Raw genomic sequence first — 17,882 nt, 5'->3', positions numbered from 1 at the left:
AATTAAAGAAAGAAGGTAGAAAAATGAAAGATGTTACGCCAAAAAGTAATTTTGAAATATTGATAAGATGTCTTGTAATAGCAATTGGAATTGTAGCAGTGATTGCATTTCTGAAATTAGCACTTTCGGTATTTTTATCAGTTGCAGGTTGGATAATTCCTATTGCGTTGATATTATTTTTGTATGAAAAATTTAAAGAAAAATAGTTTTTTTAAAAAATTTTTATCAAATTGATAATTAAGTAATTTTAGGGCTTGAAAATATGTAACTTTTACATTTGGATTTGAAAAAGTATTATTATAAAAAATAGAAAAGGAATGAAAAGATGGAAAGAAATGAAATAAAACAGGAATATAAATGGAATTTATCGGATATTTATGAAAATTATTCAGCTTGGGAGAAGGATTTTGAGAAAGTTAGTGAACTGAAAAAAGAATTGGCTGGATTTAAAGGACAATTTGGGAACGAAGGGAAGTTGTTGGAGTTTTTTCAGAAGCAGGAGGAGATGGATAAGATTTCTTATAAATTGTATCGGTATCCTCAGCTTGCGAGGGATTTGAACTCATCGGATAAGGAGGCTGTGGAGCATTTGCAGAAGGTGCAGTTTTTGTTTGCGGAGGTTTCTACTGAATTGTCCTGGGTAAATTCAGAACTGGTTGATAATCGTGAGAATATTCAAAAATGGATTGAAAAAAAAGAATTTGATGATTATAGATTTGGACTAAAAAATTTATTTAGGTTGCAAAAGCATATTCTGGAAGAAAAGGAAAGCAAATTGCTGTCGTACTACAGCTCATTCTTTTCAGCACCGAGAAGCATTTATTCGGAAGTTACGGTTACGGATGTGGAATGGCCTCAAGTTACGCTTAGTTCTGGAGAAAAAGTGGATGTAACGCCTGCCAATTATTCTAAAATTTTGTCTACAAATAGAAATCAGGAAGACAGAAAACTGATGTTTAAGACGTTTTATACAATTTATGAAAAGAAAAAAAATACGATTGGGGCAATTTATAACTCAATTTTGCAAAAAGGAATTGCTTCAAAGAAAGCCTACAATTACGATTCATTTTTGTTAAGCCATCTGGAAAGTGACAATATTCCAGAAGAAATTTACTTAAATCTTGTCAATACGGCGAAAAATAATACAAAACCATTGCAAAGATATTTAAAATTGAGAAAGAAAATTTTGGGACTTGAAAAATACTATAATTTTGACGGTTCAATTAACCTAATAGAATTTGACAAGGAATACGAGTATGATGATGCTCAGGAAATAGTGTTAAATTCAGTTGCTCCACTTGGAAAAAATTATGTAGAAAAAATGAAAAAAGCGATTTCAGAAGGCTGGCTGGATGTATTTGAGGCAAAAGGGAAAAGAACGGGAGCCTATTCTGCTGGAGTTTACGGAGTTCATCCATATATGCTTCTAAATTACAACAAGACTTTAGACAGCGTATTTACATTGGCACACGAACTGGGACATACCTTGCACACTCTTTATTCAGATGAAAATCAGCCTTTCTCGATGGCAGACTACACAATTTTCGTAGCAGAAGTGGCTTCCACATTTAACGAAAGATTACTGCTCGACTATATGCTGGAAAATACCAATGATCCAAAAGAAAGAATCGCATTACTAGAGCAGGAAATTGGAAATATTGTTGGAACTTTCTATTTTCAGGCATTGCTGGCAGATTATGAATATCAGGCACACAAGCTGGCAGAAGCTGGAGAGCCAATCACAGCGGAAGTTTTGAGCAAAATTATGGAAGATTTGTTTGACAAATATTACGGCGATATAATCGAAAAAGATGATTTAATCTATATTTTCTGGGCAAGAGTTCCACACTTTTTCAACTCGCCATTTTACGTGTATCAATACGCCACTTGCTTTGCCTCATCAGCAATTTTATATGAAAAAATGATAAATTCAAATGATGAAAGCGAGAAAAAACAAACACTAGACAAATACATCCAATTATTAAGCTCAGGAGGAAATGACTTCCCAATGGAACAGCTTAAAAAGGCAGGAGTTGACTTATCAAGAATTGAAACGATTGAGGCTGTGGCAAAACAGTTTAATTTTCTGTTAGATAAATTGGAAGTGGAAATTAGTAAGTTGTAGAAAAATATTAAAATATAAAGTAACGTGCACCCAAACTCAAAATATTGTATAATAAAAATATAAAAAAACACATAAATAGTTAATACATAAAACGGAATGATAATTTGATATAGAAAAAAACAATATAAAAAGAGATGGTGTATTTATGAAAAAGATTATTATGTTGGTTATATTGGTTATGACAACGTTCAGTTGTAGTTTATTTGACGTAGATGAATGGAGAGAAGCGCGTCAAAGAAGAGCTGAAAGAGGAGTGAAATGTTACAAATATCCTAGTGGAAATGTGTACTGTGAGGATAAAGATGGAAACAATTACTAATTAGAATGTGAAAGTTAAAATCATAATGTAAAGGAAATTATTAATTTATATAGGAAGAGCAGAGGATTCTCGTTTGGGGAGGATGCATCTTGCTCTTTTTCTTTTAGTTAAATAATTCTATTTTTTAATAAATTTTGAATTACATACTATATTAATAAAGAATTAAATTTTTTGTCCTTAATATAGTTTCTATTTTATAATGGGATTTAGTATTAGACTATCTTATTTAATATTAATTTTTACTGTTTTTATTAGTTTTTTTCTTTTTTTCGCAGGATTGCTCATTGCCGCAAATCCTTATCTTGCATTAAAGGTTTATCCTAAAATTAAAATTGTGGCAAGATTGCTACGCAATACCTATGGCTAGACTACGACTTTTATTTATTCAACTCCGAAACTCCTCCTTTCAGTCGTCAAACAGTCGTAGTTGAACAAATAAAAGCTCCGCCGGTTTATTAAAAATTATACTTTAATTATTTTGAAATACTAAATTTTTATTCTTTGTTGGAAAAGTTTGTAATAAATTTTTTATTTAAATGGGGTTTAGTATAAAATCAATTCGGTTTTAAATATTAATAATACCAGTTTATTGTATTGACAATGTAATTAAAAATTGATACAATGAAGAAAAAAGGAGGTATTTGTTATGGCAAATGCAAATTTAAGTATTAGAGTTGATAAAGAAACAAAAGAAAAAGCGAACGAATTATTTAACAAATTTGGCTTGACAATGACAACAGCAGTAAATATGTTCTTAAAAACTGCAATTAGAGAAAATAGAATCCCTTTTGAATTGAAATTGGAAGAAGAACCAAATGAAGTGACAATGAAAGCAATTGAAGAAGGAAGACGGATAGCAAAAGATGATAGTGTAAAGGGATATGACAGCATAGAGGAGTTGAGAGAGGCACTTGGTGTATAAAGTTAAATTTACAGGACAATTTAAAAAAGATTTGAAATTGGCAAAAAAACAAAGAAAAAACCTTGATACATTATTTAACGTGATAAAAATTTTAGAAAAAGGTGAAAAACTTGATGATAAATATAGAGACCATAGTTTATCTGGAAAATATAAAGGAACAAGAGAATGCCATATTGAGCCTGATTGGTTGTTAGTTTATGAAATAATAGATAATGTGCTGGTACTTGTATTGTATAGATTAGGTTCACACTCAGAACTGTTTTAGTATGGTTCTGAAATTTGAAAAACATTAAATAAGCAAAATTTCGTTAAAAAAAAATAACTGTCTGAGCGTAGTTTCTACGAAGCGAGTTTTATTTTTTCTTTATAAGAAAGTTTTGCGTAAAGCGGGGTTGTAAGGGCATGGCGTTTGATGCCCTTACGTTAAAAAATATATAAATAAAATAAGAAAAAACATTTATTAATAATAATATTTATAAATAAAATTATAAAAGTCTTTAAGATGAATAATTAAGAATTTTAGCAAAACTATCAAATTAATTTATAGAATTTTATTTCTATTTTAAAAATCGAGTTTTGCATTATAAAAAAATATGGTATAATTATTATGAAAAAGATTGAAAGAGAAGGTGGTTTTGATGAAAAAAATTTTTAATAAAAAGATTGGTGTTTTGATTTTTTCTTTGGTATGTGCGGGATTGGCAAATGCTGTACCTGTGAGAAGTGAGAATGAAGCAGTGAGACTTGTGCAAAATTCAATAGTTAAGCATAAATTTGGTGGTAGTGAAGGGATAGAATGCATGAGATTTTATGTTGATGAAACTGATGAGGAATTTGAAATTGATGTGCGAAGCAATAATGCGAAATGTGGTAGAGATCCGAATATTGAGCCACGTTTGTTCAGTTATACTGTAAATAAGAGAACTGGTAAACTTGCAACAGATAACTTTGATTATGCTAACAGTTTAGGGTTGGAATGGGACGGAAGCTATAATCCGATAGATTAATTGTAATTGTATTTAAAAAAAGAGTTGTCTAAATTGTTAAACTAGGCAACTCTAATTTTTTTTGCTAATTTTATATTTCAATTCTTTTAGTGATATTGAGTTTACTTTTAGCAAATCTTTATAAACGTTATTCAGGTGCTTAATCGCAGTTTTGTCAGTTGTTTTTATGCAAGTTTCGTGATTTAGCATAAATCCTGTGTCGGTAAAGTTTAAGGAACCTAAAAATGCAATTTTATTGTCAATTATGTAGATTTTGCTGTGAAGATCGTAGTTCTTGCTTAAAATATGAATATTAAAATTATCACGCAATGAATAGTAAAATTCATTGTTTTTTATTACTGTTTTTAAAAAAAATGTAAAAAGTCCTAGAAAAATTGTTAAAGCTAAAAGATTAGCTTTTGCAATTGGAAATACAGACTTTATAAAGGAAACATCAAAGAGAAACAGTGTAAAAATTTCCAGTATTAAAATTGACAAAATTAAATAGAGTATTATCAGTATAAGTTTTCCCAAGAGGATAATAAATTTTCCAAAACCTGGCATTGAATGATATTTAAATAAGTTTTTTCGTAAAAAAGGATAAATTTTTTCATTATCTTTTGAAATAATATTTACCTGCACATCTTTATTTAATGAACTAAAAATATCTTCAGTTATCATATTTCCACTTAAAAAGGGAGAAATTACTGTGATTGATTTTTTGGCTTTTTGGATTGCGTTTCGTACACTAATGCCAGCCTTTTTTCCAACATAGATATCACAGGAAATCCCTTCTAAGAAAGGGTGCTCATGTTTTGGAATATTTCTTGTTCTTGTAGTTTTTTTTGTTGTGTAGTTAGTTCGTCTTGTTGTTGTTTTTTTCATCATTTTCTTTTATATCAGAACTTTTTAAAAAGTCAGAAATCTCCTTCATTGTTCGGTTATCTTTCAAAATACTCGTGTGAGTAGTGTTATTAATAATTTTAAAATTATCAGATTCCATTTTCGCAGTTTCCAAAGGCACCATTCCATCGTCCTTTCCACGAATAATCATTGAATATAGTGGATTATTTGTCTTATTTCCAATCAGAATCATATAATTGTAATTAGGTTCGCCAAGCTGATTTACAAAACTATCCTTTTTTGTGCTAAATTGTGGAACGACTTTTCCAAGCATAACTGGGAGTTTGTCTACAAATGGAACATCTGCCAGATGGCTTCCGTGCGATGGTGGTGAAATAAATACAACTTTTCCTAAATTTTCAAGAGGATTTTCCTTTAAATAATATCGTAAAATCCCAGTTCCCATCGAGTGTGCTACAAAACTAATCTTTACATTTTTTTGTGCATTTTCATCATTTGTTTTCTCTTTTCGTTTTCCATTTTCATCAATTTCATAATACTGATTTTCTATTTTTCTATGCAAATTGTCAGCATAAATCTGTCCATTAACGTCCTCAATATTTGGCTTTATATAACGTTCAACAATCTCTTCAGCAGTTTCCTTAGTGGTAGGATACTGAATATTGATAATCCTGTAATCATTTTTAAATTTTTGTGCGATACTTTCCATATCTGAACTTTTCCCATAAATCCCATGAAGAAGTACCATAAAATCCTGATTTTTCCGAGATTTATCATCTTTTTCATAATATGTCTTGATTTTGTACTCATGGTAAAGAATTCCAGCAACAACATTTTGAGCTGCAATTGCTCCAGCTACTGTAATTATTGAGACAATTAATATATTTTTTGCTATTTTATTCATATTATTTCCTTTATCATATTTTTTTATTTAAGCTGTAAAATTCAAAAATTCCCATTTCCCCAAGTTTTGCTACATATTCATCAATTTCTTCGATATATTCTGAAATTTTTTGTCCCTGTCCGCCAGTTGCGATAACGTAAGCGTTTGGAAAGGAATTTTGGTATTGTAAAATTAATTCTTTTATTGCGCCAACATTTCCGTAAAAGATACCGGCATTGATTTGCGAAATTGTATTTATCCCTAAAACTGTTTCAGGTTCGGTAAATTCGATTTTTGGTAAAGCAGCGGTATTGCTAAACAAGGCATTTATTGAAAGTGTGATTCCAGGAAGAATGCAGCCACCCATATAAGTGGAATCTTTTATCATGTCAAAAGTTGTGGCTGTACCAAAATCAATTATTAAAAGTTCTTTTTCTGGATATAGTTTTTTTGCCGCCAAAATGTCTACAATCCTGTCTGCACCGAGACCACGTTCCATATTTGGCAAAATTTTTATTTCATTTTCTACATTGTCAAGTGTTACAAACATTGGATTGATGTTAAAATATTTTTTTCCAAGCCTTGTAAAATTTTCGTTAATATTTGGAACAACTGATGAAATAACAATATTTTTAATATCTGAAATTTCTAAATTGCTGTTTTTTGCAAATTCCTTTAACATTACAAAAAGAGTATCTTCCGTAAATTCCAGATGTGTCGGTATTCTGAATGTTGCTAGAATATCGCCATTTTCATTATAAAAAATCGGTATAATATGTGTATTTCCAATATCAAATCCTAAAATCATTATTTTTCCTTTCTGTTAGTGAGTTTATTAAAAGATTAAACTCAAAATCTTGTCTAAATTTAAATATATAAAGATATTTTATTTTACAAACAGCTTGATATAAGCAACAATTGATAAAATAACGCCTATAATCGCTTCTCCGCTCATTAATCCATTTGAAATTAAAAGCAGGTTTGAGTGAGATTTTTGTGAAATTCTGTTTCCAAAAAAACTTGCAAGTCCGCCTAAAAATACAGTTGAAGTTAAATAAAACGGTACATAGATTCCAATTCCAAAAGTTAAAACTGGTAAATTTAACAGGCTAAAAAGCAGTCCCGTTACAAGTCCAATAAAGAAAATATTCAAAAACGGAATTCCATTTATTACCGTTGCTACAATTGAGGCTTGTAATGCTATCAAATCGGTATTTTCTACTGGACCGATAGTTTTATAGACTTTGAAAAATACAAAAAATAAGAATGTTATTACAAAAGAACTTGCGATTGAGCCGATTAATTCACCAAAAAGCTGTTCCGATGGATTTACTTTCATTTTATATCCTGATTTAAAATCGTTTAGAATATCGCCAGAAAGTCCGCATGCGACAGCTATAATGCAAGCCAGTAAAAATAGCGTCAGAGTGTTTAAGTTTGTAGAAAATTTTATTCCGCCAATGTTTAATCCATTTAACATTTTATTTAAAAATGAAATTATTAGGATTGTAATTATGGCATAAATTTCCATTGGATTAACTCCAGTCTTTCCAGTCGAATAACCTGCGATTATCGTGCATAAAATCGAGATTAGGACTAAAACTAATGCAAGAAATATAGGAAGTTTATAAATAAAAATTATTACAATTATTGAAATGGCTGATAAAATAAATAATTTGGTGATGATACTTCTATTTTCTGAATTATTCTTTGACTTATTTGAAAAAATAATCTTCAAAATTACAGCAATTCCAATTCCAATCATAAATCCCATTCCAAAACTATTTTTCATAATGGGAAAATCAGCAATTTTAAACATTTTTGCAAGCGGTTCCCCAACAAAAATTACAGCAGCACCGCCTAAAAACCAGACAAATGTATTTACAAATCCAAGCACATATCCGATTCCAACTAAAAGAGGCGATACATAAAAACTGAAAGGCACATTTTTTAGTGAAACTAATGCTGGAATAATAGGAGTTTTTCCCTTTGTAAAGCTGAAATCACGGAAAAGGGCGACAATAGAACTGAATAATGTTCCGAAGGCCACATAACGAATACTGTCAATATTTTTCCCAGAATCCACAAGATTGTATGCCGCTTCTCCAATTGGAAATTCCAATTCTTCTTCTTCAATTAGCTTTGAACGAAAAATGTAGGACAAAAATGAACCTGCAACGCTTCCAATCAAAATTGTGATAAAAAGCAGATGCTGATTTATGTCTGTTAATTTTCCACCTATAATAATGTAGGCTGGAACCGTGAAGGCAACTCCTCCTGCTACCATCGAACCAGCACTCATAATCGTATGTGTAATCGTAATTTCCTTATTATTCGTCTTTTTAAAGAATTTTAGTGCCATCATCGACAAAAGCGTAACCATTATCGTGGGCCATGGCAACGCTCCAAATTTCAGTACGATGTAAAAGGAGCTGGCGGATACAAGTATTGCTCCGATAATTCCAATTAAAACTGATGCGAATGTTATATTTAATCCACTGTTTTTACTATTATTTTTTTTATATGGTGTTTTTGATGCTTTCCTTTTTGCCATTAAGTTTCCTCCTCATTTTGTTGTTAAAATTTTACTTCATTTTTGGGGTATTTGTCAATGGAATTTTGTTTTATTTGTATGTTAAATTTTGGAAAAATAAAAATCCAAATAAAAATTTTGAGATAAAGTTTATTGTAACTTATAAATTTTAAAACAATTATAAGAGAATTAATATTGAAAATTATAAGAAAAAATTGTAAAATTATATAAAGAATAATTTATAAAATAAAAAAGGAGAGAAAATTAATAATGAAAAAATATTCAAAAATATTGTTTTTAGTAACAGCTTTAGGAATGGTTGCCAGCTGTACAGTGGCACCACTTACAGGGAGAAGGCAGCTTAAACTTGTGAGTGATAAAAGTGTGGCAGAAAGTTCAGTTTCTGCTTATAGACAGCTTATCCAGCAGGCAAATGCAAAGGGGCTGCTTGCAAATAACACGGCGGATGGACAGAGATTGAGAAGAATTGGAGGAAGAATTTCGTCAGCGGTGGAGCAATATCTGAATGAAAATGGAATGTCAAAAAAAGTTTCAGATTTACAATGGGAATTTAATTTAATAAAAACTAACGAGATAAATGCGTTTGCTATGCCAGGTGGTAAAATTGCCTTTTACACTGGGATATTGCCAGTTCTAAACACTGATGCAAGAATTGCATTTGTAATGGGGCATGAGATTGGACATGTTATCGGGGGACACCATGCGGAAGCCTCAAGTAATAAGGCTCTTGCTGGAATTGCTGCGACTGTGACAGATGCCGTAACAGGTGGAAATGCTGTATCTTCCCTTGTTTCAAGCGGACTTTCCATTACTCTTCTGAAATTTAACAGAACGCAGGAATATGAGGCGGACAAATATGGAATGATATTCATGGCAATGGCTGGATATAATCCAAATGAAGCAATTACTGCTCTTGAGAGAATGGATTCGATAGGCGGAGGAAAAGGTGCGGAAATTTTGTCAACACATCCATCTGGAAAAAACAGAATTGAAGCAGCCAGAAAATTCTTACCCGAAGCAATGAAATATTATAAGGCAAGATAAAACAATAAATTAAAAAATCAGTGTAAACTCCTTGTTCCAATCTTAATAGGATTTTGATAGGGGAAAAATAGTCATTGAATAAAATAATCCGAATAAAAGTATGAAAGGGAATATTGTGAATAATAAGATAAGTATAGCTCCGATGGTGGACAGGACGGATAGGAATTTTAGAAATTTTGTGAGAATGATAAATAAGGATGTTTTGCTGTATACAGAGATGATAACGGCACAGGCGATTTTAAATGGGGATTTGGAGTATATTCTGGGCTTTGATGAAGTGGAACATCCGATTGTGCTGCAAATTGCGGCAACTAATCCAAAAGAGGCATATGAGGCAATAAAAATTGCTGAAAAATATAATTATGATGAAATCAATTTAAATGTCGGTTGTCCGTCTGACAGAGTTTCAGGAAATATGATGGGAGCTTATCTTATGGCATTTCCAAAAGAAGTGGCAGATATTGTGAGTGCAATGAAAGATGCAACAAGTAAACCTGTGTCTATAAAACATAGAATTGGGATTGATGGGAAAAATATACTTCCTGACACTTTTGAGCGGACATTGCTGGATAAATATGAAGATATGATGAACTTTATTAACATTACGAAGAATGCTGGTGTGAACAAATATATAATTCACGCACGAATAGCAATACTGGCAGGACTTGATCCAAAACAGAATAGAAGTATTCCGCCACTGAGATACGATGAAGTTTACCGTGTAAAAAATGAAAACCCAGATTTACACATAGAAATCAATGGTGGAATTAAAAGTGTCAAAGAAATTGACGAGCATTTGAAATACGTGGATTCTACAATGCTAGGACGTGAAATTTACGACAATCCTATGATTTTAACTGAATTTGGTAAATATTATGGAAAGGAAATAAATATCATCCGTAAGGAAATTATAGAAAAAATGATTTATTACGTCGAAAATATGGAAAAACAAAATCTTCGTCCACATCTGTTCCTAATGCACACTCATGGACTTTTTCACAACGTACGTGGCAGTAAGGCTTGGAAAAGGACGATTAATGAACCAAAGGCAGATTCTGGGACATTGAGGGAATTATTAGAGGGAATGTAAAAATGGAAATATTGTTTTGATTAAAAAATAAAATTCTTAATTAATCGTTGTTTTAAAAGACAGCGATTTTTTTGTAATAATAAAGCAAAACTTGAAAATTATGATTATATTATTTAACTTCAAAGATTGTTTAGTTTCATTGGTTTGATATTAAAGGAAGTTAATTATAAGATAATTTTAAAATAAACTCTAATATTTCTGTGAATAAATTTTAAGTAAAAAAGTTAAATATTTTTAAAATATGACTTGTATTTTTTTATTGTTTTTGATACAATATATCGTAATAAATTTTTAAAAACTTTTATTAACAATAAAAAAACTTTAAATGTTTTTCAAAGTTAAGTGATGGTAAAAACATATTAATTTGTAGAATTTTTTATTAAAAAATTTGAATTTCAACATATGATTAAGTATTGTTATCAAATGTATCTGTATAATAAAAAAAATTTAACAAAAGTTTTTTTGAAAATGCACATATTTAAAATAAAAGGAGTTCAAAATTGGCTATTTAGTAAATTTTGTGTTTGTTAAATGTGTGGAATAATAAATTTTTCTTTGGAAATAAAAGGATTTTAAAATTACAGAAATATTATTTAACAATTAAGGAGTGTAAAACAAAATGACAAATAATCTTAGAAAAGTTTCGCAGGATTTGAGAGCATTTGCAAAAAGAACAAAAGATTTTAAATATACAGATTCTGCATTAGTTACATTTTTAATGACAGGAATAGTATCAGTTACAAGTAATTTGTTTTCAGCAACAATGGATAAAAACATAGAAAATCAGAAACAGGAGATTTCATCTTCAATAAAAGGTATGCACCAAAAGGTTAAGGAAACAAGAAGAGAAAACAACAAACTATTAAAAAATACAAATCTTGAACTTATTCAACTAATGGAACAAGGGGATCATGTTGTAAAATCACCTTGGAGCAGTTGGCAATATGGTATAAATTATTTTAATAATAACTGGAACGGGACATACAAAGGACGTGGAGATAAACAGGAAAAATATCCTTATGAAGGGATATTCCAAAGAAGTTTAAATTCTTTTGAAAGATATACTTCACCTTTAAGTAAAAATTATGGATTGTTATCTAAATCAACTAATCCATATTCAGCTTCAACAAGTAATAGAAGTGGAGTATTAGGCTACGGTATTGCAAGCACAACACCAAAACAAGAACCTTTGACAGTAATGAATGTTGATGCATCAATTAGACCAAAAGATGTATATAGAGATCCTGTAACAGCTCCTACTGTAAATGTAGCCGCACCAGTGTTACAAGCATTAAATGTACCTAATTTGTTGCCACCATCATTGGATATACCTACACCAGATCCAGTGACAGCACCTAGTAAAGTACCAACTATAAATGCTCAACCAGTTGTATCATTTAAATTTTGGGGACGTAGCTTGATAAGGGGAGGAAGTACATATAATGATAATAATGACGGTATGAATAAAACATATTGGTCAGGTTGGAAAAATGGGACAATAACAGAGACAGAATCTGCATATGAACGTGATGCATCAGGAAATGTTTTAACAAGTTCTGGAAGAACTCCAAATGTATTTTATTTAAATACAGGAAAAAGAATTCATGCAGTTGGTACTAGCTATCCTGATAGTAAATGGACACTTAAAGATGCAACAGTACATGTTGCAGGAAAGCAAGGATGGGATCCAATAGGAACTATTGCTCTACATACAGTATGGAATGGAAGTATAACAAATGTACATGGATATTTACATGGGTATGGAACATTTATATCATCTGAAACTTGGCATTCAGGAAAAGTACAGTTAAATGGTGTAGATGTAACTGTTACAGGAGAATATAATAGTGTATTTTATGGATATCCATCTTCATATTATTCTTTAGGATTTAATAATGATGATTATAACTCTTGGCATCAAAGAGGAGAATACAACGGAAGTTTAACAGCTAATATAAATGCGAAAAATAATTATATTTATACAGTTTTAGGCGTTCAAGGTGCTTTTAAAATTAAAAGTACAGGAGATTATAATATAAATTCAGATAATGACATAGTTTATTTAGGCTTAGGATACTCACCTAACTGGGAAAATCTTAGAAATAGTGGTAGTGTTAAAGATGAAACTTATGCAAAAGTTGATAAAGATTTAACACCAAGTATACAATTATCAAAAACTAATGTTAATGGAAATAGAAATGCTGTACTATATTTTGGAAATAGATATGGTTCATCATCAACACCACATTATGACGGTAATAGAGGACCTGTAGGAAATAGTGATAATTGGGCAAAAAGTATAATAGGTATATATCAAGGAGAAATAGATGTCAATGCAAAGATTGGAATGACATCTAGTTCAGTAGGAAATGTTGGGGTTTATTCTAAATCAGGACAAAGAAAAGGTATAGTTCCTACAAAAGATTTAGGAGCACCTGATAGTGTTGCAAGAGCAGCCGAAGGAAATAAGCATCCTGATTATGATCTAGATAAAGTGCACAATCTTGAAATAGGGGCAGCAAAGATATATTTTGGAAAATATTCAACAGATGGTGTCATGTTTGCAAGTGAAAGTGGTACTGTAATGGATATTGGAAAAGCTAAAAAAGCTGATAAAGATGCCACTGGAGAAACTAACTATGTAACTGAAGTAAAAGATGCAGCTGCAGCCCAAACAGAAATAAGAGATGCAGCAACAGATGTTACAAGTTCTTATGATGATAATGCAAACCAAGCAGCAACAGGAACAGTTATTGCTTATTCAACAGGTGTATGGAATAATGCTAATATGCCTGGTGGGACAGCAGCAGGATTAACAAATAAACCAAGTGAAATTAATTTATATAAACCTGTGGTTATGACAGGAAGAGCAAAACTAGATGCTTCTAATCAGTTAAATAGATCAGTAGCTTTAATAGGAGATAATAAAGGTGTAGTAAATGCAAAAGACAAAGTAACTGCATTGGGTTATTCTTCAATAGTAGCATTAGCACAAAATAATGGTGTAGTAAATGCAGCAAAAGATATTATTGCAAAGGATGGAGCAGCTGCACAAGATGCTGCAACAAAACCTTACTTATACAATAATATAGGAGCTTATGCTGGAGCAAATGGAAAAGTAAATGTGTCAGGAAATGCTGATATTTATGGTATAGGTGCAATGGCATCAGGTGCAAATGCAGTAGCCAATTTGAATGGAACTGGTAATACAATTAGAAGTGGTAAATCAGGAGCATTGGTCGCAACAAATGGAGGAAGAGTTAATTTTGGAGGAGGAACAATAACTCATTCAGAAAATTTCTCTGGTGACCATGATTCATCAACTCCATTTAATGCTGATAGTAGTTCTCATATTAACTTTACAGGAGCTACAACATTAAATATATCACATGGTGTATTAATTCCAGGAACTGCTACTGACTATGCAGCAGCAACAGGAACAACAACAAAATATAATGGAATGTCTAACGTAACTGTAAATCTTACAGGAGATAATGTAGTTTTAGCTTCAAATAATGGAATACATAAAATATGGGATGGAACTACAATAGCTAATTTAGTAAAAAGTACTATGAAAGTGGCTGCTTTTAATGATAATAAACATTCATATAAGATTTACTACATTAATGGACAATTTGATATAGACTCAAATATTGATGTAGGTAATGCATCAGATGACTTTAATAAAGTAGGATTATCAAGAGAAGTTGTCACTATAAATGCTGGGAAAACTGTTAGTTCAACAGTAGGAAAAGGATTAGCAATGGGATCTAATGACTCTGCTAATGCTGATGGAAATAATGCTAAGACTCAGTTTATAAACAATGGAACTGTTGATATCAAAGGTGGAAGTTTATCAGCAGGAACAATAGGTCTTAATATAAGTTATGGACAAATACATAATAAAAATGTTGTCAATGTTGAAAATGGAATAGGCGCTTATGGAATAAATGGAAGTACCTTAACAAATGATACAACAGGTAAAATAAATATTACTACTCAAGGTGTAGGAATGGCTGCATTTACATCAGCAAGTTCATTACAAAGTTATGGAACAGATAAGAAAATTAATGATGGTACATTAACAGCTGCTGATAAGACATTTGAAATAATAAATAAAGGTCAAGTAACTGTTAATGGAAATAAATCTGTTGGACTATATGGAGATACAAATGGAAGTTCATCAAAACTAAGTGCAGTAAATGGAGTTATAACTAATAGTGGTAAGATAACTTTAACAGGAAATGAATCAGTAGGTATAGTTTCTAAAAGAGCAACAGTTAATTTAAATGGAACAGGAAGCTCAGATATAGTTGTAGGTAAAAAAGGTATAGGAGTTTATGCTGAAAAATCACCTGTAAATATAAATTCAAATTATGGAATTGAAGTTAAAGATGGTGGAACAGGAGTATTCATTAAAAATGATGGAAGCAGTTTATCTTCTGGTTCAAACACATTTGAGTTAAAATATAGTGGTTCAAACACTGGAACAGGAGTAGGTTTATTCTATGAAGGTGGAACAGGAGCCAATATTGTAAATGGAACAAATGTAAAACTAACAGATACTGTTGGAACAACTGCTGGACTTGTAGGACTTTATACTGCTGGTGGAGGAAAGTTAACTAATAATGCAAAAATAACAGGTGATAAAGGCTATGGAATCATATCAAATGGAGCCGAAGTAGAAAATACAGGTAATATAACTTTGACAAATCCATTGACATCTTCTAAACCTAGTGTAGGAATACTAACACAAGCTGGAAATAAAATAACAAATACAGGAACAGTAACTGTTGGAAACAACTCTGTTGGTATTTTTGGAAAAGAAATAGTACAAAAAGGAATAGTAACTATTGGTAATGGTGGAACAGGACTATATAGTGAAGGTGGAAATGTTACTTTAGATTCAACAAGTAAAATAAATACTGGATCTGATAAAGCCGTTGGAGTCTTCACAAAAGGTGCTGGACAAACAATAACTGCAAATGCAGGAAGCACTATGTCAATAGGAGATAGTTCATTTGGTTTCTTAAATGAAGGAAAAGGAAATACTATAAATAGTAATGTTGCAAACCAAACATTAAGAAATGATGGAACTTATATTTATTCAAGTGATAGAACAGGAGTTGTTAATAATAATACTAAATTGACATCAATAGGTTCATATAACTATGGATTATATTCATCAGGAACAGTAACAAATAATGCTGATATAAACTTTGGAAATGGATTAGGAAATGTAGGAATTTATAGTACTTATGGAGGAAGAGCAACTAACTTAGCAGGAAGAAATATAACCGTTGGTGCTTCTTATAAAGACCCTACTGATCCATTGAAAGATAGATATGCAGTAGGTATGGCAGCTGGATTTAATGGAGATGGTAATCCTGCAAAAGCATACACAGGAAATATAGTTAACGAAGGAACTATTAATGTAAATGGTCAATACAGTATAGGTATGTATGGAACAGAAGCAGGAACAAAAGTATATAATGGTACAGCACCTGGTTCATCAGCAACAATAAATTTAGGTGCAAGTAATACTACTGGAATGTACTTAGACAATGGAGCTTATGGATATAACTATGGTACAATTAAATCTACTGGTACTGGTTTAAGTAAAGTAGTTGGAATAGTTGTTAAAAATGGCTCTACAATAGAAAACCATGGAAAGATAGAATTATCAGCAGAAGATGCAGTTGGAATTTTATCTAAAGGAAATGCAGCTGGGGCAAACCCTGGTATAATTAAGAACTATGGAACTTTCAATATCAATGGAGTTACAGATCCTACTAATTCATCAGTTATAAAGAAAGATTCAGGAGGACAAGACTTAGGAAAGTCAATGGGAAGAGTTAAAATAGATGTACCTGCTGGTTCTACCACTGGAACTATAACTGTAAATGGAAAACCAGTAGTTCCAACATTAGCAACAACAACTGCTGAAGAATATAAAGATATGCAATTGTCAAAGATTGGTATGTATATAGACACATCTAATAAGAGATTTACAAATCCTATTAATGGTTTAAGTGCATTATCTGGTTTAAAAACAGCTGATTTAATAATGGGTAATGAAGCTACACAAAATACAACAAGTAAATATATCCAAGTTGCACAAAAGATATTGGAACCATATAATGAAATGATAAAGAAAAATCCACAAATTAAAAAGTGGAATATCTATGCAGGATCATTAACTTGGATGGCGACAGTTTCTCAAAACCAAACTGATGGTACTATGCAAAATGCCTACTTAGCAAAAATACCATATACTCATTGGGCAGGAAATCAATCAACACCAGTTGATAAGAAAGATACGTATAACTTTACAGATGGATTGGAACAAAGATACGGTGTTGAAAAATTAGGTTCAAGAGAAAATCAAGTGTTCCAAAAATTAAATGGAATAGGAAAGAATGAACAAATCTTGTTATTCCAAGCTTTTGATGAAATGATGGGACACCAGTATGGAAACCTACAACAAAGAATCAATGCAACTGGAAACTTGCTGGACAAAGAGTTCAGATACTTAAAACACGACTGGAGAAATCCATCTAAACAAAACAACAAGATTAAAGTGTTCGGTATGAGAGATGAATACAACACTGATACTGCTGGAATTATTAATTACACAAGTAATGCCTACGGTGTGGCTTACGTTCATGAGGATGAAAAAATCAAGATGGGTAACTCAAGCGGATGGTATGCAGGAGCTGTAACAAACAGATTCAAGTTCAAGGACATCGGAAAATCAAAAGAAAATCAGACAATACTTAAAGCAGGAGTGTTCAAGACAATGTCACCGAAGAAGGATTACAACGGGGCATTGCAATGGACAATCGGTGGAGATGTATTTGTAGGTATTAATGACATGAAACGTAGATATTTGGTTGTGGATGACGTATTCCAGGCTAAATCTGATTATCATTCTTATGGTGCTGCTTTGAAGACTGATTTGGGATATGATGTAAGATTGAGTGAGAGAACACATTTCCGTCCATATGGAGCCTTGAAGATGGAATATGGAAGATTTAACGACATCAAGGAAGACAGAGGGGAAATGAGACTGGAAGTAAAAGGGAACGACTACTT

13 protein-coding genes are annotated in these 17,882 nt (G+C 31.4%); 9 read left to right on the top strand and 4 right to left on the bottom strand.

Going from position 1 to position 17,882, the window contains the following annotated elements; genetic code table 11:
* Positions 1-23: 23 nt before the first annotated feature.
* From K324_RS0111260 to K324_RS0111235, 6 genes are all read left to right on the top strand, one after another.
* Complete coding sequence (locus K324_RS0111260) at positions 24-206, top strand: hypothetical protein (RefSeq protein WP_006804301.1); 183 nt, start codon at positions 24-26, stop codon at positions 204-206.
* A gap of 119 nt (positions 207-325) precedes the next feature.
* Positions 326-2,125 carry an oligoendopeptidase F gene (gene pepF / locus K324_RS0111255; RefSeq protein ID WP_026749213.1) on the top strand — a complete coding sequence of 600 codons (1,800 nt, stop codon included), beginning with the start codon at positions 326-328 and terminating at the stop codon, positions 2,123-2,125.
* Between the two features lie 145 nt (positions 2,126-2,270).
* Complete coding sequence (locus tag K324_RS16135) at positions 2,271-2,444, top strand: hypothetical protein (protein ID WP_026749212.1); 174 nt, start codon at positions 2,271-2,273, stop codon at positions 2,442-2,444.
* 646 nt (positions 2,445-3,090) lie between these two features.
* Complete coding sequence (locus tag K324_RS0111245; RefSeq protein WP_026746383.1) at positions 3,091-3,366, top strand: type II toxin-antitoxin system RelB/DinJ family antitoxin; 276 nt, start codon at positions 3,091-3,093, stop codon at positions 3,364-3,366.
* On the top strand, positions 3,359-3,631 hold the full coding sequence (locus K324_RS0111240) for a type II toxin-antitoxin system YafQ family toxin (protein WP_211231559.1): 273 nt from the start codon (positions 3,359-3,361) through the stop codon (positions 3,629-3,631). Before K324_RS0111245 ends, K324_RS0111240 begins: the two co-directional genes overlap by 8 nt.
* Before the next feature lie 373 nt (positions 3,632-4,004).
* Positions 4,005-4,373, top strand: a complete 369-nt coding sequence (locus K324_RS0111235) for a hypothetical protein (protein WP_026749210.1) — start codon at positions 4,005-4,007, stop codon at positions 4,371-4,373.
* 51 nt (positions 4,374-4,424) lie between these two features.
* Here K324_RS0111235 and K324_RS0111230 read toward each other — a convergent pair whose 3' ends face one another.
* The 4 genes from K324_RS0111230 to K324_RS0111215 all read right to left on the bottom strand — a co-directional run bounded on the left by K324_RS0111230 (position 4,425) and on the right by K324_RS0111215 (position 8,653).
* The gene (locus tag K324_RS0111230) at positions 4,425-5,237 is read right to left on the bottom strand and encodes a phospholipase D-like domain-containing protein (protein WP_026749209.1); all 813 of its coding nucleotides are present in this window, start codon (positions 5,235-5,237) and stop codon (positions 4,425-4,427) included.
* Complete coding sequence (locus K324_RS0111225) at positions 5,209-6,120, bottom strand: esterase/lipase family protein (RefSeq protein ID WP_036095714.1); 912 nt, start codon at positions 6,118-6,120, stop codon at positions 5,209-5,211. The genes K324_RS0111230 and K324_RS0111225 overlap by 29 nt, the downstream gene beginning before the upstream one ends.
* A 13-nt stretch (positions 6,121-6,133) precedes the next feature.
* Entirely contained in the window at positions 6,134-6,907 is a 774-nt protein-coding gene (locus tag K324_RS0111220; protein ID WP_026749207.1) for a type III pantothenate kinase, read from the bottom strand.
* A 78-nt stretch (positions 6,908-6,985) separates the two neighbouring features.
* On the bottom strand, positions 6,986-8,653 hold the full coding sequence (locus K324_RS0111215; protein WP_026749206.1) for an OPT/YSL family transporter: 1,668 nt from the start codon (positions 8,651-8,653) through the stop codon (positions 6,986-6,988).
* Between the two features lie 249 nt (positions 8,654-8,902).
* Here K324_RS0111215 and K324_RS0111205 point away from each other — a divergent pair, with 249 nt between their 5' ends.
* The 3 genes from K324_RS0111205 to K324_RS0111195 all read left to right on the top strand — a co-directional run.
* Entirely contained in the window at positions 8,903-9,697 is a 795-nt protein-coding gene (locus tag K324_RS0111205; protein WP_026749205.1) for a M48 family metallopeptidase, read from the top strand.
* 100 nt (positions 9,698-9,797) lie between these two features.
* Entirely contained in the window at positions 9,798-10,787 is a 990-nt protein-coding gene (gene dusA, locus K324_RS0111200; RefSeq protein WP_026749204.1) for a tRNA dihydrouridine(20/20a) synthase DusA, read from the top strand.
* A 619-nt stretch (positions 10,788-11,406) separates the two neighbouring features.
* Positions 11,407-17,882 (top strand): autotransporter-associated N-terminal domain-containing protein (locus K324_RS0111195; protein ID WP_026749203.1); only part of this gene is annotated, 6,476 nt, incomplete at its 3' end.

The sequence above is a fragment of the Leptotrichia trevisanii DSM 22070 genome (genome assembly GCF_000482505.1).
Lineage (GTDB): Bacteria > Fusobacteriota > Fusobacteriia > Fusobacteriales > Leptotrichiaceae > Leptotrichia > Leptotrichia trevisanii.
Note: the sequence above shows the minus strand (reverse complement) of the source record. Positions and strands in the feature narration are given on the sequence as shown.